The 16,394-nt window shown below is 60.6% G+C and carries 17 protein-coding genes; 8 read left to right on the plus strand and 9 right to left on the minus strand.

Translation table 11 applies throughout. The features are described 5' to 3' along the window. Positions 1-27: 27 nt before the first annotated feature. Complete coding sequence (locus tag ERD78_RS14225; RefSeq protein ID WP_129969978.1) at positions 28-1,947, plus strand: polysaccharide biosynthesis protein; 1,920 nt, start codon at positions 28-30, stop codon at positions 1,945-1,947. A gap of 43 nt (positions 1,948-1,990) precedes the next feature. Here the strand turns inward: ERD78_RS14225 and ERD78_RS14230 are convergent, their stop codons facing one another. After that, positions 1,991-3,067, minus strand: coding sequence for a Wzz/FepE/Etk N-terminal domain-containing protein (locus tag ERD78_RS14230; protein ID WP_129969979.1), 1,077 nt, complete (start codon positions 3,065-3,067; stop codon positions 1,991-1,993). A 319-nt stretch (positions 3,068-3,386) separates the two neighbouring features. On the opposite strand from ERD78_RS14230, the gene ERD78_RS14235 reads away from it, so the two are divergent. The 4 genes from ERD78_RS14235 (at position 3,387) to ERD78_RS14250 (ending at position 7,334) form a co-directional block, all read left to right on the plus strand. Continuing rightward, entirely contained in the window at positions 3,387-3,917 is a 531-nt protein-coding gene (locus ERD78_RS14235) for a gamma carbonic anhydrase family protein (RefSeq protein WP_129969980.1), read from the plus strand. 81 nt (positions 3,918-3,998) lie between these two features. Further along, positions 3,999-4,868, plus strand: a complete 870-nt coding sequence (locus tag ERD78_RS14240) for a DMT family transporter (RefSeq protein ID WP_129970141.1) — start codon at positions 3,999-4,001, stop codon at positions 4,866-4,868. Between the two features lie 7 nt (positions 4,869-4,875). Continuing rightward, positions 4,876-5,874, plus strand: a complete 999-nt coding sequence (gene waaC, locus ERD78_RS14245) for a lipopolysaccharide heptosyltransferase I (RefSeq protein WP_129969981.1) — start codon at positions 4,876-4,878, stop codon at positions 5,872-5,874. A gap of 116 nt (positions 5,875-5,990) precedes the next feature. Beyond that, on the plus strand, positions 5,991-7,334 hold the full coding sequence (locus ERD78_RS14250; protein WP_129969982.1) for a 3-deoxy-D-manno-octulosonic acid transferase: 1,344 nt from the start codon (positions 5,991-5,993) through the stop codon (positions 7,332-7,334). An 87-nt stretch (positions 7,335-7,421) separates the two neighbouring features. On the opposite strand, the gene lipA is transcribed toward ERD78_RS14250, so the two are convergent. From lipA to ERD78_RS14285, 7 genes are all read right to left on the minus strand, one after another. Next, on the minus strand, positions 7,422-8,420 hold the full coding sequence (gene lipA / locus ERD78_RS14255) for a lipoyl synthase (RefSeq protein WP_129969983.1): 999 nt from the start codon (positions 8,418-8,420) through the stop codon (positions 7,422-7,424). 195 nt (positions 8,421-8,615) lie between these two features. Then, on the minus strand, positions 8,616-9,425 hold the full coding sequence (locus ERD78_RS14260) for an enoyl-CoA hydratase (protein WP_129969984.1): 810 nt from the start codon (positions 9,423-9,425) through the stop codon (positions 8,616-8,618). Continuing rightward, positions 9,385-10,083: a lipoyl(octanoyl) transferase LipB gene (gene lipB, locus ERD78_RS14265; RefSeq protein ID WP_129969985.1), complete on the minus strand. Its 699-nt coding sequence runs from the start codon at positions 10,081-10,083 to the stop codon at positions 9,385-9,387. Before lipB ends, ERD78_RS14260 begins: the two co-directional genes overlap by 41 nt. A 52-nt stretch (positions 10,084-10,135) precedes the next feature. Next, the gene (locus ERD78_RS14270) at positions 10,136-10,411 is read right to left on the minus strand and encodes a DUF493 family protein (RefSeq protein ID WP_129969986.1); all 276 of its coding nucleotides are present in this window, start codon (positions 10,409-10,411) and stop codon (positions 10,136-10,138) included. An 11-nt stretch (positions 10,412-10,422) separates the two neighbouring features. Further along, positions 10,423-11,286 (minus strand): D-amino acid aminotransferase, encoded by an 864-nt coding sequence (locus tag ERD78_RS14275; protein WP_129969987.1) that lies wholly within the window; start codon positions 11,284-11,286, stop codon positions 10,423-10,425. 74 nt (positions 11,287-11,360) lie between these two features. Beyond that, the gene (locus ERD78_RS14280; RefSeq protein ID WP_129969988.1) at positions 11,361-12,605 is read right to left on the minus strand and encodes a D-alanyl-D-alanine carboxypeptidase family protein; all 1,245 of its coding nucleotides are present in this window, start codon (positions 12,603-12,605) and stop codon (positions 11,361-11,363) included. Positions 12,606-12,633: 28 nt separating this feature from the next. Further along, positions 12,634-13,278: an alpha/beta hydrolase gene (locus ERD78_RS14285; RefSeq protein WP_129969989.1), complete on the minus strand. Its 645-nt coding sequence runs from the start codon at positions 13,276-13,278 to the stop codon at positions 12,634-12,636. Positions 13,279-13,352: 74 nt separating this feature from the next. Between ERD78_RS14285 and ERD78_RS14290 the strand changes: the two genes are divergently transcribed. Together ERD78_RS14290 and ERD78_RS14295 are read left to right on the plus strand one after the other, a co-directional pair. Next, positions 13,353-14,228, plus strand: coding sequence for a biotin--[acetyl-CoA-carboxylase] ligase (locus ERD78_RS14290; protein WP_129969990.1), 876 nt, complete (start codon positions 13,353-13,355; stop codon positions 14,226-14,228). Next, positions 14,228-15,049, plus strand: a complete 822-nt coding sequence (locus ERD78_RS14295; protein ID WP_129970142.1) for a type III pantothenate kinase — start codon at positions 14,228-14,230, stop codon at positions 15,047-15,049. Before ERD78_RS14290 ends, ERD78_RS14295 begins: the two co-directional genes overlap by 1 nt. Positions 15,050-15,089: 40 nt before the next feature. Here ERD78_RS14295 and ERD78_RS19785 read toward each other — a convergent pair whose 3' ends face one another. Then, on the minus strand, positions 15,090-15,266 hold the full coding sequence (locus ERD78_RS19785; protein WP_167668932.1) for a hypothetical protein: 177 nt from the start codon (positions 15,264-15,266) through the stop codon (positions 15,090-15,092). Positions 15,267-15,473: 207 nt separating this feature from the next. On the opposite strand from ERD78_RS19785, the gene galU reads away from it, so the two are divergent. Further along, positions 15,474-16,310: a UTP--glucose-1-phosphate uridylyltransferase GalU gene (galU, locus tag ERD78_RS14300; RefSeq protein ID WP_129969991.1), complete on the plus strand. Its 837-nt coding sequence runs from the start codon at positions 15,474-15,476 to the stop codon at positions 16,308-16,310. Positions 16,311-16,394: the final 84 nt, after the last annotated feature.

Raw genomic sequence — 16,394 nt, forward strand, 5'->3', positions numbered from 1 at the left:
ATGACGCTCAACAGGAAGTAGGTCGCTATGTTTGTCAGTAAAGCTTTTCGTCTCCTGCTGGTCTTTGCATTTGACCTGCTCGCGGTGCTCGTGGCCTGGATCGGCGGCTTCGTCATACGGTTCAACTTCGAATGGCCCCGTGACTATGCGCACGAGATGCTGTACGGCTCCCTGGCTCTGCTGGTGGTCCAGTTTCTGGCTTGCCAGTGGGCGGGGCTTTATCGCGGCATGTGGCGTTTTGCCAGTTTGCCTGACCTCAAGCGCGTGCTTATGGCCGTTGTTGTCTCTGCGGCTGCGGCGCTTCTCCTGGTGGTTTTCTCCCGGCCGTATCTGACAGTTCCTCGCGCATTATTTGCTCTCTACCCCATGCTGCTACTGCTCGTCATGGCGGGCGGGCGCATTGCATGGAGGATGCTAAAGGAGCAGGTGCTGTATGGCAAAAGCAGCAGGGATGGAAAGCCAGTGGTGGTCATCGGAGCGGGATCGGCCAGTGCAATGTTGGTGCGTGAACTCGCGCGCAGCACAGAATGGAACGTAGTGGCGCTGGTCGATGATGATCGGGCCAAATGGGGGCTGGAGCTGTCCGGCCGCCGGGTCGAGGGCGGGACCGCGTCGCTGGTCACCATCATGCGCCGATACGCGGCCAATTGCGCGATATTGGCCATGCCGTCGGCCAAAGCGGAGGCGCTGCAGCGCATCACCCGTATCGTCACGGCGGCGGGAGCCAATCTATTTATTGTGCCAGGCCTGGGCGAATTCATGAGCGGCCGGGTAGCGGTCAACATGATGAGGCCCGTGAAGGTGGAGGATTTGCTGGGCCGAAAATCCGTTCAAATCGATGACCACAATGTAGGCGCGATGCTGTCGCGAAAACGTATCCTCGTCACCGGAGCCGGGGGATCGATCGGCGGTGAGCTTTGCAGGCAACTGGCCCGGTTTGACCCTGAATATATCGTTCTTTTGGAAGCAAGCGAGTATGCGCTCTATGCTGCGGAGCAGTGGTTCCATGTGCACCGCCCTCGCATCAGAATCATTCCGCTTGCAGGGGATGTAAAGGACAAGCAGCATATGAATGATATTTTCGCCCGATGGTCTCCAGATATTGTATTTCACGCGGCGGCCTATAAGCATGTCCCATTGATGGAGATTCACAATGCATGGCAGGCCGTACGCAACAATGTGTTGGGCACATTGAATGCTGCCTTGTGTTCGCGCGAGTTTGGCGCCGAGCGCTTTGTGCTTATTTCCACCGACAAGGCTGTGAATCCCACCAATGTGATGGGGGCGACCAAGCGCGTGGCTGAAATGCTGTGCGAAGTGCTGCATCAGGAAGGCGGCGCCACCTGTTACCAGATGGTGCGCTTTGGCAATGTGCTCGGCAGCACAGGCAGCGTGATCCCCAAGTTTAAATCCCAGATCGAAAGTGGCGGACCGGTGACGGTGACTCACCCCGAGATCACGCGCTATTTCATGTCTATTCCCGAGGCAGCGCAACTGGTGCTCCAGGCTGCTTCAATGGGACGCGGTGGAGAAATATTCGTGCTGGATATGGGAGAGCCGGTAAAGATCATTGATCTGGCGAGAAACATGATACGCCTGTCGGGTTTTTCGGAAGAGGAAATTCCCATTGAGTTCTCCGGACTCAGGCCTGGCGAAAAGCTTTATGAAGAGCTGTTGGCTGATACAGAGGAAACCCTGGAGACGCCGCATGAAAAGCTGCGTATTGCACAGTCTCGGTCTGTGCCGGAAGGATTTCTGCATCAGGTGCAGGCGTGGCTTTCGATGGAAAACCAATTGAGCGATGATGACGTCCGGGCAGCACTGAAGCAATGGGTACCAGAGTACCAATTCGCGTTGCAGGTTCCTCACGATATTTCCGAGCCGCGCCTCGCCGATCTCGCCGCCGAGGAGGCAGCCATACCTTACGGCGTCAGGCGGATGGCTTGACCTGTATCGCTTGAGTCGCGTGCAGGATGGAAGATGCGCCCGGTTAACGCCTGGTCTTTATCATCACTCGGATCAGGACAATACAACCAGACAAGAGAAGTCCGACAAGCAGGCCCACGGCAATGATCAGCGCCTTTCTTGGCTTAATGGGATCTTCGGGCGCAATGGCTAGTGCGTCAACTCTGGCTACCGCCAGATCAGGCGACAGATCTATTTTTTCCAATAACGTTTTTTTCTTAAGCAGATCGGACAGCTCAGGGATATACGCGTCATCGTTAGTGCGCTTTTCAAGCAGTTCCAGTTCGGACTGAATAGACTTTGCGCCGCGAAGATAGGTGAGATCGCCGTTGGAGAGAACAGCATCATTGTTTCCGATGGATATGAGCGGGCCAGCAGGTGCCGGAGATTCAAGCCCGATTTCCTTGGCGACGGCGAGCGCGTTTTTCAGCCGGGTGATGCGTGCTTCCCGGCTGGTCTTTGCAACCGTGCGCAACGTGGCGATCTGATCTTCGACACCCTTCCTGCGTACTTGGACTTCCCCGTTCAAATTGTCCAGCAGTTGCTTCTTCGTGGCGTCCATTGCCAGTTGCACGTAAAGATTCGCCCATTCTGCAATTTGCTCAGGGCTCTCGCCTTCTATCGTCACGCTTGCAGCATACTCATTGGGGTCAGGAAGCTTCACTTGAAGATTTCCTTCCAGCTTTCTCCATAATTGTTGGCGGTTTACCTCGGCCTGTTTTGACTTGGCGGGCAAATAGTAGTCATCAAAAAACTGTTGCCGCTGCGCCATGGATCGCAGCCGGCTAAGAAAGGCCGCATAAGCCTGTTCAGGCGTCAGTTCGTCAATGCCGCCGCTGGACGCGGTATCCAATACGCCGCTGATGGCCGTGCCCGTTAGCTGGCTTGCGGCGTTGTAACTCGCGAGGTCGCTTGCCGTGGGAGGAGCGATCTGGGTGCGTGCTTCGTATTCCGGCGTGGCAAGAAAGGCATAAGCCGCAGCACAGGCGACTACCACAATGGTGACTAGAAAGATCAGCAACTTGGCATCCCATATGGCCAATATCAGCTCACGCAGGTCTATTTCAGTTGTGTCAGTCTGGTATGGCCTGGGATCGTTCACTCATGCTCCAAGAAACGAGAAGATGCCCGGGACTAAGCTGGGCACCCCTCAGGATATCTGCTTGATCGTATTATACGTTTATGTTGTTACAGTTTCTCCAATGAATTGACAGCGTGTGTTAGCAAGTGCTTCTTTTTAAAGAGCAAATCATCGGAGCGTTGTTTCGTCTCATGTCGCAGCGCATGGATTTGGACTCGCCGCTGCACGTTATATCGGGCAGCCGGTTTCAGAGCCATGGGCGGGCCGCCAGCCGAGCCAATGTCCGCACACCCTCGTGTATCATCACCTTCACACTTCCGCCACAACAGACCAATACCTTATGACCTGCTACAAACTCGGCGACGATGCCCCTCAAATCCATGATTCCGCCTTTATTGCTGCAGAAGCCACGCTGATCGGCAAGGTGGTGCTCGCAGCGAACACCAGCGTCTGGCCTGGCGCCGTCATTCGGGGGGATAACGAGCCCATCGTGTTGGCAGAGGGCTCCAACGTCCAGGAAGGCGCCGTTCTGCATACCGATCCGGGCTGTCCCTTGCGTGTCGGCCGCGATGTAACAATTGGCCACCAGGCCATGTTGCACGGTTGCACTGTGGGTGAGGGCTCGCTCATTGGCATACAGGCTGTCGTGCTGAACAACGCGGTCATCGGAAAGGACTGTCTGGTGGGGGCGGGCGCTGTCGTTACCGAAGGAAAAGTATTTCCCGACCGCTCCCTCATCCTTGGTGCGCCGGCGAAGGTTGCACGTACGCTTTCCGACGAACAGGTTGCAGGCCTCAGGCGCAATGCGCAAACCTATGCTGAACGCGCGGCGCGTTATAAAAAGGAACTGGTTGCTCTTCCCTCCAGTTGATTTGACGCAGTGGGGTACCGTGTGAAGCCGCTCGTCCGTCCTGGCGCCAGAGGCGCTGTCGCCCACGAGATCATCAAGCCGATGCCTGGCATCATTGTGCTGGTGCTTTCCACCTGGGCGCTATCGGGTCTGGATGCCAGCGGCAAAGTGGTCATGGGCGCAGGTGTGCCGCTGCTTGTGCTGTGCTGGTTCCGATACGTGATTCATCTGCTGCTGGTGCTGGGTCTGGTCGTGCCGGCAAAAGGCTGGGGCGTACTGCGCAGCCGCCGTCCCAGGGCACAGATTGCACGGGGCGCCTGCATGTTGCTGGCCACCATGTCGTTTTTCACTACTCTGCACTATCTGCCCCAGGCCCAGGCCACAGCCATCAATTTTCTCGCACCGCTCCTGATGCTGTCTGTTGCGCCATGGGTGCTTAAAGAGCGTGCGCGCGCATCGCGCTGGGTTGCCGCTGCAGTGGGCTTTCTTGGCGTGGTGATCGTCATCAGGCCCGCCGCCGGCCTGGGCGCCACGGGTGTTCTCTTCGGGTTGCTGACGGCTTGCCTCTTTGCCATACAATACATCGTCACTCGGCGCGTAGCGGTGGATGACGCGCTCACCACGCTGATCTGGAGCGGCGGCGTAGGCAGCGTCTGCATGACGCTTGCCTTGCCCATGATCTGGCCGGATGTGGTCGGGGTTGCCCGTTCGCTCAGCGCAGGGCATTGGCTCGTGCTATTGGGAACGGGGTTCTGGGGCGCACTCGGCCATTTGCTGCAGATACAGGCCTACCGGTTTGCGCCGGCATCGCTGCTGGCGCCGTTCCTCTACCTCCAGATTGTCAGCGCCGCAGGACTTGGCTGGCTTATCTGGGGCCAGTTCCCTGATCCCCTGTCCTGGCTGGGCATTGCAATTATTTGCATAAGTGGCATCACGATAGGCGTGGTGGAGTGGCGGGGCCGTAACATATAATCCGCCCATGACGAAACGAATCCTGATTGTCCGCACGTCGTCCCTTGGCGACCTCGTGCACATGCTGCCGGCGGTCTCGGATATTGCCGCCCATGTGCCGGATGCGAGCATAGACTGGGTGGTCGAAGAGGGGTTTGCCGAAATCCCCTCATGGCATCCGGCCGTGCACGAAGTGATTCCGGTGGCGCATCGCCGCTGGCGCAAGCACTGGTGGTCGGCCGATACCCGGGCCGAGCGTGCGGCGCTGCGTCGCAAGCTGGGAGAGCGTGAGTACGACATGGTGCTCGACATGCAGGCGCTTATGAAATCGGTATGGCTGGTGCGCCAGGCGCGCGGTCCCCGCCATGGCCTGGACCTCCGGTCGGCGCGCGAGCCCCTGGCCTCCTTCTTCTACGATGTCAAACATAAGGTCAAGTTCTGGCAACCCGCCGTGACGCGCCAGCGTGAGCTGGCGGCGGCCGCGCTGGGTTATACCTATGAGGGTGAACCAGATTTCGGTCTGGAGAGTATTACTGATGGCGTGGAGATCGAGCCCTACTCGGTGATCATGCCGTCGGCTAGCCGAGACGACAAACTCTGGCCCGAGGAAGATTGGCAGCGTGTTTTTGCCCATCTGAATAAGCATGGGCTGGAACTGCGGCTGCTTTCGGGCAATCCGGCAGAAACCGCCAGGGCGCATGCGCTGGTCGCCGGCAACGCCCGCGCCCATGTTCTGCCGCGCATGAGCCTTACCGAAGTGGCCCGGGTGCTGGCGGGCGCTCGCATCATGGTCGGGCTGGATAGCGGGTTGACGCATCTCTCCGCGGGACTGGGGCGGCCCACCATCGGCATCTACAAGGCATCCACGCCAGTGCGAACCCCGCTCGAAGGGCCCGCCTACACAGCAAGCCTGGGCGAGCGCGGCAATGCGCCGTCTGCCGAAACCGTGCTTAGCGCCATCGAACAGGCGCTTGATTTCGACGACACGGCGCATGCCGATTTGGCCGGCGGCAATCTGGCCAACTGACGCATCAGGCGGATCACGGCTCAGAGCCGGCTTTACCACTGTGTAAAAAAACATGTCAGCGTCGTCCGCGCATGGCTTAATATAGGGATTTCCCGGTATCTGATGATTTTTCGCCTTTGAACCGCTTTCTCTACACTTCTCTGGTACGCTTGCTTTCCCCAGGCCTCTTGGCCTGGATGGGCTTGCGCGCCCACCGCGCGGGGGGAAACTGGGGCGTCATCTCGGGAGCGCGGTTTGGCCGCTATGCCACGTCCAGTCCTGTGCACAGTCCGATCTGGGTGCATGCCGTAAGCCTTGGCGAGACGCGCGCGGCCCAGCCGCTCGTTCAGGCGCTGCTCGATCAGGGCGAGCATGTGCTGCTCACGCATATGACAGTAACCGGGCGCGAAGAAGGCGCACGGGCATTCCAGGACGCCATTGCATCGCGGCAACTGGTACAGCAGTGGCTGCCTTACGATTTTCCCGGTGCCACGCGCCGCTTTCTCGCGCACTACGAACCCCAGGCGGGCGTACTTATCGAGCGCGAAGTCTGGCCAAACCTGCTGGCCTCGGCGCAGGCGGCGGGAGTGCCCATGGTTCTCGCCAGCGCCCGGTTCTCGGATCATGCACTGCGCCAGGCGCTGCGCCTCGGACGCGTCATGAAGCATGCCTATGCCAGCTTTGCGGCAGTCTATGCGCAAAGTCTCGAGGATGCGCAGCGGTTGGAGCAGGCCGGCGCAGCGGCCGCGCGCGTTTCGGGCAACTTCAAGTTCGACATTACGCTGTCCCAGGACAAGCTGCGGCGCGGCCGTGAGTTTGCCTCTCATCTCAAGCGCAAGGTCATTGTCATCGCCAGCACACGCGAGGGCGAAGACGAGCTGTTCATCCAGGCCATGGGCAAGCATCTCAAGCGCGCCCGTACGCAGGGAGGCAATCTATCTGAAAGGGTGCTGTTCTGCCTGGTGCCGCGCCATCCCCAGCGCTTCGATACCGCCGCGCAACTGCTGGAGCAGGCCGGCCTGCCTTTTGTACGGCGCTCGCAGCTTATCGAGGCGGGCGATTGCAGCTCATCGGCTGTACAGGCTTGCAAAGCTGCCACCGTCCTGCTGGGTGATTCCCTGGGAGAAATGCACTGGTACTACGCGTTATCCCGCGTGGCAGTGGTGGCGGGAAGCTTTCAACCCCTGGGCGGCCAAAACATGATGGAAGCAAGCGCTGTCGGCGTGCCGGTGATCGTCGGGCCGCATACGCGCAATTTTGAGCAATCCGTGGCTGACGCACTGGCCGAGGGGGCCGCATTACGTGCCGCCGACGCCGATTCTGCCCTGCATCTGGCCTTGCAACTGGTGGATGACGCGGTCCGCATGTCGCGCATGGGCCAGGCGGGCGCTCATTGGGTGCAAAAGCATACCGGAGCAGTGGCGCGTGTCGTGGGCGGGCTGAACGAAATTCTGGCGCGCGCCGAGCAAGACGGGCTCTGAGAGCCGCCGCAGTTCGGTCAGGACCGCATTATCGAGTTGCCATGGGCGTCCCCGTCTGGGGGAATATCCATGGCTGCATGGCCTTGTTCAGGCGACCCCCGCCAAGTGGGCTTGTTCATCGGCATGGTATGAAGACCGTACCATGGCGCCTACGGCGGCGTGGGTGAAGCCCATGGCATAGGCCTCGCGCTCCAGCATCTTGAACGTGTCCGGATGGGCATAGCGCATCACCGGCAAGTGGTGCTCTGACGGTTGCAGGTATTGTCCTATGGTCAGCATGTCCACATTGTGAGTGCGCAGATCACGCATGACATCCAGGATTTCTTCATCCGATTCGCCCAGCCCCAGCATCAAGCCGGATTTGGTGGGGACATCGGGATGCAGCAGCTTGAACTCGGAGAGCAGCTTCAGGGAGTGCTGGTAGTCGGAGCCCGGACGAGCCTGCTTGTATAGCCGCGGCACGGTTTCCAGGTTGTGGTTCATGACATCGGGAGGGCCTTCGTTCAGGATACCCAGCGCGCGGTCTAGCCTGCCGCGAAAGTCGGGCACCAGCACTTCGATCCGGGTGCTGGGAGAAAGCTCACGCACCTTGCGTATGCATTCCACGAAATGCGCGGCGCCGCCGTCGCGCAGGTCGTCCCGGTCGACGGATGTGATGACCACATAGGAAAGCTTCATGGCTGCAATGCTGCGGGCCAGGTTGACCGGCTCGTCTGCATCCAGCGGGTCGGGCCGACCGTGACCGACATCACAGAACGGGCATCTGCGGGTACATTTGTCGCCCATGATCATGAAGGTGGCCGTACCCTTGCCGAAGCACTCGCCGATATTGGGGCAGGATGCTTCTTCACAGACCGTGTGCAGATTGTGTTCGCGCAGAATGCGCTTGATGTCGTAGAAACGCGACCCGGGCGCCGCGGCGCGCACCCGTATCCATTCCGGCTTTTTCAGGCGCTCGGCCTGCACGACCTTGATGGGAATGCGAGAAGTCTTGTCTGCCGACTTCTGCTTTTGTGTCGGGTCGTATGCCGGCACACGAGGGCGCACCGTGGGTTGTTGTATCGCTGGGTCGACGGAGTTGGTCATTCGTTTCTTCCTGCGCGAAGGCCATCAGCCTTCCGCTTTGGGCCGGCGTGTTTCACGCCGGTGCCGTGGTGGTGAAAACAGTCAAGCTCGGGCGCGGGGCAACCCCGCTGATCCTGTAGTGTAACGCTAAGGGAAAACCCTTGTCGCGTGACGAGATGCCCAACCCCCGGGCGGCAGGCGCGCGGCCCTTCCGGCTCAGCGTCCTTTCCATACCGGATGGCGCTTCTGCATGAACGCGTCGATGCCTTCGGCCACGTCTTCCGCCATCATGTTGCCCGCCATGACCTGGGCCGCATAATCGTACGCCTCGGAGAGACCCATACCGTGCTGGCGCCTGTACATGGTTTTTCCTGTGCGCACAGCCACCGGGCTCTTGCCGCATATGGTCTGCGTCAGCGCCTGTACGGCCTGGTCCAGCTTGTCCAGGGGCACGGCGTGATTTATCAGTCCGCTTTCCACGGCGTCTTCGGCACTGATGAACTCGCCGGTAATCAGCATCTCGAAAGCCTTCTTCATGGGTACATTGCGTGTTAGCGCCACAGAGGGCGTGGCGCAGAACAGGCCCACGTTGATGCCGGATACGGCGAACTTCGCGTTTTCGGACGCGATTGCCAGGTCGCAACTGGCCACCAGCTGGCAGCCCGCCGCGGTCGCGGTGCCATGCACGCGGGCAATGACGGGCACCGGCAGATTGACTATGCTTTGCATGACACGTCCGCAACCGTCGAACAGTGCCTGGTAATAAGCTTTTTCGGGCTTGGCGCGCATCTGCTTGAGATCGTGGCCGGCGCAGAAGGCGCGGCCCGTGGCGCCCAGCACGACACAGCGTGCGCTGTCGTCCTGGGCGATATCGGCCAGGGCTTGCTCCAGCGCAGCCAGCATTTCCTCTGAGAGCGCGTTGAACTGGTCGGGGCGATTGAGGGTCAGGGTGACGACACCGTCGGTATTGTCGACCAGCAGTATGTCACTGTCTGGCGCCGTCTCCTGTTTGGTTTGAGCGGTCATCTGCGGACTCCGTGTTTTGCCCGGTCCTGGTCCGGGCGGCAAAGGCCTCAGCCAGGCGCTGGCCCAGCTCCAAGCCGACATCTTGTACGTTAGCCTGTACGCCGCAGCTAAGCAAATCGACGGTTTCCAGGCCTTCGTACCCGCAAGGGTTGATGCCTAAGAACGGGGCCAGGTCCATGTCGACATTGAGTGCGAGCCCGTGGTAGGTGCTGCCATTGCGTACTTTGATGCCCAGCGCGGCGATCTTGGCCAGTTGGCCGCTGGCGCGCGGCACATAGACGCCAGGCGCGCCGGGCTTGCGACAGGCGTCGGCGATGCCGAGACTGGCAAGAAAATCGATCAGCACGTCCTCAAGCAGCGCCACGTACTCCTTGACGAACAGGCCATGACGGCGCAGTTCGATGAGGCAGTATGCCAGAACCTGTCCTGGCCCATGATAGGTGACCTGTCCGCCTCTGTCGGTACGTACGATCGGGATGGCGCCAGGATTGAGTATGTGTTCGGGCTTGCCGGCCTGCCCCAGCGTGTAGACGGGAGGATGCTCGGCCAGCCAGATGCAGTCGTCCGTGCTGCTGCTTCGGGATTCGGTGAATTGGCGCATGCGCTCCCAAGTTTCGACATAGGGGGCGGGGCGCGCGAGCCATTCGGGTGTGATCATGGTTTTGGCGGGCGCGCTGCGCGAACGGCGCCGGCGCGCGCGAGACGCTGGGTTACAGGACGACGGCCACCATGTCGTGTGCGTGCAGGGCACGATAGAGTGCATCGAGCTGTTCGCGCGATGTGGCATGCACGGTAAAGGTGAGGCCGATGTAATTGCCTTTGCTGCTGGGGCGCATTTCAACCGTGGCCGGGTCGAAGCCGGGATCGAACTGGCGCACCACTTCGGTCAGTGTTTGCGCCAGGTCGGGATGTGCCTTGCCCATAACCTTGATGGGAAAATGGCTCGGATACTCGATCAGGGATTCTTCGGGTGGGATTGGGCGCATGGGATGTTCCGTCAGAGTGCGTCGATGGCGCGGTCGTAGGCGGCGCGCAGTGCGGCATAGACTGGGCCGGGGCGACCGGAGCCCACGGGCTTGCCGTTGTACTGCGTGATGGGCAACACCTCTTTGGACGCGGAAGTAACCAGCAGCTCGTCCGCTGCAGCCACTTCGTCCTGCGTGATAGGACGGGCCTGGAACGGGGTGCCGGTTTCCTGCGCCAGTTCTTCCATGAGGCCATAGCGTATGCCTTCAAGAATCAGGTTGCTGCGCGGCGGTGCGTACATCTTTCCTTCTTTGATCACCCAGATATTGCTGGACGAGCCTTCAGACAGGTAGCCGTCGCGGAATTGCAGGACCTCATCGGCGCCGGCATCGGTGGCATGCTGCTTGGCGAGCACATTGCCCAGCAGGGAAATAGACTTGATTTCGCAATGCAGCCAACGTTCATCGGGCATGCCCACCGCCGTCATGCCCTGGCTGCGCTGCTGGGCGCCGGGACGCCGGAACGGCGACACCATGGCGAAGAGTGTGGGACTCACGTTGTCGGGGAAGCCATGCTCGCGTTTTGCCACACCGCGCGTTACCTGCAGGTATACCAGGCTGTCTTCCAATCCCGAACGCTTGACCAGATCGCGGACCAGCGCGTCCCATTCTTGCGTATCGGGCGCGCCTTCGATGCGGATGGCAGCCAGGCTACGTTTGAGCCGGGCCAAGTGTCCGTCCATGCGGAAGGGTTTGCCGCGATAGAACGGCACCACCTCGTAGATGCCGTCTCCGAAAATGAAGCCGCGATCCAGTACGGAAATCTTGGCGTCACCCAGGCGAACGAACTCGCCATTCAGGTAAACAATGCTGTCGTTATCGACGTTGGGAATCATGGATGTCTCTGCTCGAGCAATAAGGCCGGCGGTCATTGCCGGCCCGGTGGGTCATGCTATGGGTAAGTGGATGATTATTGAAGCATCAGCCGTATCTTGTCGTAGATGCGGCCAAAGAAGCCGGCCTGCGGCACGTCTTGCAGAATGTACAAAGGTTCCTGGCGCAAGAGCTTGCCGTCCAGCGACAGCGATACCGTACCGACCTTTGCGCCCTTGGACAACGGTGCGATCAAAGGTTGAGTGTACTGCGCAACAGTCTTGATATCGCCCGATTTACCGCGCGGCACTGTGACCCAGGTGGCCTTGGGTGTACCCAGGCCGACGGTTTCCGCTTCGCCTTCCCAGACGCGTGCCGTTACCGCGGGCTTGTCGCTGTCCATGACTTTGACGGTATCGAAGTTCTGGAAACTCCAGTTGAGCAGCTTCAGGCTCATTTCGGTACGGGCGGCGTCGCTGGCAGCGCCAACCAGCACAGAGATCACGCGGCGTCCATCGCGCAGTGCGGTGGAGATAAGGCAATAGCCCGCGGACTGGGTATGGCCGGTCTTGAGCCCGTCGACGGTCGGGTCTGTCCAGAGAAGCCGGTTGCGGTTGTGCTGCTTTATATTGTTGTAGGTGTACTCTTTTTGGCTGTAGTAGTGCATGTACTGGGGAAAGCGCACAATGAGATTGCGCGCCATGATGGCCAGGTCGTGCACGGTGGTGAGGTGCGTGGGAGCGGGCAGGCCGGTGGAGTTGTCGAAATGCGTGTCCTCAAGCCCCTGGCGTGCTGCCTCTTCATTCATGAGCGCCGTGAAGGCCGCTTCATTGCCCGCCACGGCCTCGGCCAGCGCCACGGTGGCGTCGTTGCCAGACTGCACGATAAAGCCTTGCAGCAGGTCATCGACCTTGACTTGCGTATTAGGCTTGATGAACATGCGCGACCCTTCCGTTTTCCAGGCCTTTTCCGACACATTCACTTTCTGGTCGAGAGACAGGCGCCCGCTTTCCAGCGCCTCGAAAATGACGTAGGCCGCCATGATCTTCGTGAGCGAGGCCGGCTCTATCTTCTCGTTGGGGTTTTGCGTTGCAATGGTCTGCCCGCTGGTGACATCGAGCGTGGTCCAGGCCTTGACGGCTAGCTGGGGCGCGGGCACGGTGGATAACTGGCCCACATTGACGGGCGTGGCGGTGGTGGAGACCGCCTGAACGCCTTGTTGGCTTGCCGCCGGTGTTTCCTGGGCTCCCGCGGGCGCAAGGGCCAGCGCGGCGCTTGCGGCGGCGCCGGCAGCCAGTTGCATCAGGCGTGAATGAGGCGTACGGAGGAAATGAAAGGTCATCGGCATTGTTCTTGATAAAGGGTGAATGTCAGAGGGCCAGCAGCCGGACAGCCAGCAGGTTCTTGAGCAGAATGAGCTTGCCATGGAAGAAGTGGCTGGCGTCAGGCACCACGACCATGGGCAACTCGTGCGCACGGGCGAAGTCCATGGCTTCGGACAGTGGCACGACCTCATCGGCTTCGCCGTGAACCAGCAGGGTGTGGTCGGGTACGCGCACTTCGCGAAACCTGAAACGCTCCACGGCAGAACCCAGCAATAATAGCGCATCGGGCACTTTAAGCGCCTGTTCAGCACGCGTTGAGCACACCTGCGCCGCGACCGATGTGCCGAAGGAAAACCCTGCCAGCACCCACTTGCCCGCGGCTGCTTCGGGGAATTCGACTTCGAATTGCCGTATCAGTTCCAGCATGTCGGCGGTTTCTCCCACGGCGGCATCGAACTGGCCTGCCGAGGCGCCTACACCGCGAAAGTTGGGCCGCACAGTCATCAGGCCTCGCTGGACACAGGCCCGGGCTATGGTTGTGACCACCTTGTTTTCCCGGGCGCCTCCGTGCAGCGGATGGGGGTGCAGCACCAGCGCCCAGCCGGCGGGTGTGTCGTCGGGCAGGTCGATGATGCAGTCGATGTCGCCGGCCTGGCCCTGGAAAACCATTTTTTGGGTGCGAAGAGGCATAATGACCCGTTGGCGTGTTCAGTGTTAATGTGTGCCCGCGCCATTTTACGCCAGCCCGACTTGCTTCTCTCCCCATGAGCTATCCCAAACTCCCCAGCCTGCCTGAGCCGGCTGCGCTTGAAGATGAAATTACCCACGCCCTGCCCAGATTCCGGCAGGTTCGATGGGTGGCCAGCACGCAGTCCACGAATGCTGATCTCATGCACATGGCGCGCGCCGAAGGCGGCCCGCTTGCGCGGCCGTGGCTGCTGGGCGCACATCTGCAGGAACGTGGACGCGGCCGGGCGGGTCGCAGCTGGCAGAACCGCGCGGGGGCGAATCTCATGTTTTCATGCGCATTCGATGTTTTCCTGCCTGTCGCGCAGCTGCCCACTTTGTCTCCGCTTGCCGGGTTGGCAGCCTGTGAGGCGCTTCGAACGTTGCTGGGTGATGCTTGTCGGGACAGACTGAGCATGAAATGGCCCAACGACATCCAGTGGGAGGAAGCCAAGCTGGCAGGAATCCTAGTGGAAACGACGCGCGCGCGGGCCTCGCGGCTCGCCGCGGATCATTATGTTGCTGTCATAGGCATGGGCATCAATCTTGACGACGCGCGTGCCCTCAGCCAGTCCTTGAATCGCCGTATCGCCGACTGGTCGGAGATTGCCCGTGCAGACGGCCACGCCGGTGCCGCAACGCATGCGGCCATTGTGGCGCGCATCGCGCAGTCCTGGTACGACAGCCTCAATGACGCCACGGCTTTCGGCTTTGACGCACTTCCCAGGCGTTATGCGGCGGTCGATGCCCTGGCTGGGCGTCACATTCATGTTCTCGACAACGGGCGCCTGGTCCAGGCTGGCGTTGCGTGCGGCGTCAATACGGCGGGGCAGTTGCTGCTGCGTACGCCCGAAGGCGAGGCGCCAGTGCATGTGGGCGAGGTGTCGGTGCGGCCCCGGCAGGAGATTGCGTGATGATCATCCTAATTGATGCGGGAAACACACGCATAAAGTGTGGATGGGTGGCGCCCGTCACGGGCGAGCGGGAACAGGAGGCGATGGCTGTCGGCCATGCTGACCTGAACCAGCTCGAGGCTTGGCTGTCGGGGCTGGCCGGTTCTGGTGCCAAGGTGCAATCTGCATTGGGCACCAATGTCGCCGGTGAGCGTATGGCCACGCGTCTTGCGGCGCTGGTTCAGCGCTGCTGCGCGGTGGGTATTTCCTGGGTGGCCGGAACCCCCGAGGCGCAAGGTGTGCATAACAGTTATCTGGATCCCGCCCAGCTTGGGCCTGACCGCTGGGTGTCCATGGTGGGATTGTCGCGGCATATGCCGGTGCATGACAGTCCGCCGCTGATGCTGGCCGGTTTTGGTACGACCACCACCATAGACACGTTGGCGCGCGAGGACGATGGCAAGCTCGTATTCTCGGGCGGCCTTATCCTGCCGGGGCCGCAGCTCATGGCATCCAGCCTGAATGGCGGCACGGCCATGCTGCCGCTGGCGGATAGCTCCGCCGCCCTGTTTCCCCGTCATACGCATGAGGCCATAGGCAGTGGTATTGCCGCCGCGCAAACGGGAGCCTTGTTGAGGCAGTGGCGGGAAGGGCTGGAACGCTACGGCCGTGCGCCGCGGGTGTACAGCAGCGGTGGCGGCTGGCCCATGATGGCAGCCGAGGCGCAACGCACATTGGCGCGCATGCAGGACGATCTGGGCCTGCCCAGGCAGGGTATTCAATGGTTGGCGACGCCGGTGCTGGACGGGCTCGCGTGCTTGGCGTCGGCACGCGCAACCTGAACAGCTGAATCAGCGCCGCAGGGTGAATCAGTGCGGCGGGCTAAGGCGATTGACGCAGGGGCAGCGGCGTGCCCAGATCGATGGCGTGTTGATGACGCTGAGACAGCTGCCGGGGCTCGCGGCCCTGTTCGCTTGGAGGCGGTCCGAATATGCCTTGCCCCAGGGCAAGCACGCCCAGGTTGAGGACCAGCAGTATCAGAAACAGGGAACGCATCATGGTTGTATGCAAACGGGATGTACACGGACATGTCAGTGTAAACCACGACGTCTATCATCATCATGGCTGTATACCACTTGTCACATACATACAAGCAGTACGCCGGGATTCACGGCATTGCCTGCTTTAAAATGCCGCCATCCCGCTGGCCGTCGACGGCGGCATTAGAATCCAAATAGATAACAGCATATTAATACGATAAATATCATGAAACCTATCCGTAAAGCCGTCTTTCCTGTCGCCGGCATGGGCACGCGTTTTCTTCCCGCAACCAAGGCCATGCCCAAGGAAATGCTGCCCATCGTGGACAAGCCCTTGATCCAATATGCGGTTGAGGAAGCCATTGCGGCCGGCATCACCGATCTGATTTTCGTTACCGGGCGCAACAAGCGCGCCATCGAGGACCATTTCGACAACGTGCCCGAACTTGAAGCCGAGCTCGAGGCAAAAAACAAGACCAAGCTGCTGGAAATCGTGCGCAATGTCATACCGGCGCATGTCAACTGCATCTATACGCGCCAGCCCGCACCGCTCGGACTCGGCCATGCCGTGCTGTGCGCGGCGCCCATCGTCGGCAATGAGCCCTTTGCCGTGCTGCTCGCTGACGATCTTATCGATGCGGATACATCGGTTACGCGGCAACTGATTGATGCGGCGCATCAGCAGAACGGCAGCGTGCTGGCCATACAGGATGTAGATCGCGAGAATACGGAGAAGTACGGAATCATCTCTGGCGACAAGGTCAATGGCAACACCACGCGCCTTTCGGGCATCATTGAAAAGCCCAGCCCCGCGGATGCACCGAGCACCCTGGCGGTTGTGGGCCGTTACGTGCTCGAGCCGCAGGTGTTCGAGCATCTGCGCCAGACACAGGCGGGTGTGGGCGGGGAAGTCCAGTTGACGGACGCCATTGCCAGCCTGCTCAAGGCCAAGGGCGTATTCGGCCTCGAGTACGCGGGCACCCGTTACGACTGCGGCAACAAGGCGGGCTTCTTCCAGGCCACCATTGCGCTTGGACGCAAGTACCACGGCCTGGAAGCTTGAGCCTTGCACCAGGGCGGCGCGCGCGTGCCTTGGTCGCTGGTTGAACCGGGATGATCAACCGGTAGCGCCGCAGGCGCCCGTTAC

The organism is Allopusillimonas soli (genome assembly GCF_004153445.1).
Taxonomy (GTDB): domain Bacteria; phylum Pseudomonadota; class Gammaproteobacteria; order Burkholderiales; family Burkholderiaceae_B; genus Allopusillimonas; species Allopusillimonas soli.

Bases quoted from the DNA above. Each gene is read 5' to 3' on its own strand.
- ERD78_RS14225 (WP_129969978.1), top strand. From the start codon at position 28: ATGTTTGTCAGTAAAGCTTTTCGTCTCCTGCTGGTCTTTGCATTTGAC.
- ERD78_RS14235 (WP_129969980.1), top strand. From the start codon at position 3,387: ATGACCTGCTACAAACTCGGCGACGATGCCCCTCAAATCCATGATTCC.
- ERD78_RS14240 (WP_129970141.1), top strand. From the start codon at position 3,999: ATGCCTGGCATCATTGTGCTGGTGCTTTCCACCTGGGCGCTATCGGGT.
- waaC (WP_129969981.1), top strand. From the start codon at position 4,876: ATGACGAAACGAATCCTGATTGTCCGCACGTCGTCCCTTGGCGACCTC.
- lipA (WP_129969983.1), bottom strand. From the start codon at position 8,420: ATGACCAACTCCGTCGACCCAGCGATACAACAACCCACGGTGCGCCCT.
- ERD78_RS14260 (WP_129969984.1), bottom strand. From the start codon at position 9,425: ATGACCGCTCAAACCAAACAGGAGACGGCGCCAGACAGTGACATACTG.
- lipB (WP_129969985.1), bottom strand. From the start codon at position 10,083: ATGATCACACCCGAATGGCTCGCGCGCCCCGCCCCCTATGTCGAAACT.
- ERD78_RS14270 (WP_129969986.1), bottom strand. From the start codon at position 10,411: ATGCGCCCAATCCCACCCGAAGAATCCCTGATCGAGTATCCGAGCCAT.
- ERD78_RS14275 (WP_129969987.1), bottom strand. From the start codon at position 11,286: ATGATTCCCAACGTCGATAACGACAGCATTGTTTACCTGAATGGCGAG.
- ERD78_RS14280 (WP_129969988.1), bottom strand. From the start codon at position 12,605: ATGACCTTTCATTTCCTCCGTACGCCTCATTCACGCCTGATGCAACTG.
- ERD78_RS14285 (WP_129969989.1), bottom strand. From the start codon at position 13,278: ATGCCTCTTCGCACCCAAAAAATGGTTTTCCAGGGCCAGGCCGGCGAC.
- ERD78_RS14290 (WP_129969990.1), top strand. From the start codon at position 13,353: ATGAGCTATCCCAAACTCCCCAGCCTGCCTGAGCCGGCTGCGCTTGAA.
- ERD78_RS14295 (WP_129970142.1), top strand. From the start codon at position 14,228: ATGATCATCCTAATTGATGCGGGAAACACACGCATAAAGTGTGGATGG.
- ERD78_RS19785 (WP_167668932.1), bottom strand. From the start codon at position 15,266: ATGATGCGTTCCCTGTTTCTGATACTGCTGGTCCTCAACCTGGGCGTG.
- galU (WP_129969991.1), top strand. From the start codon at position 15,474: ATGAAACCTATCCGTAAAGCCGTCTTTCCTGTCGCCGGCATGGGCACG.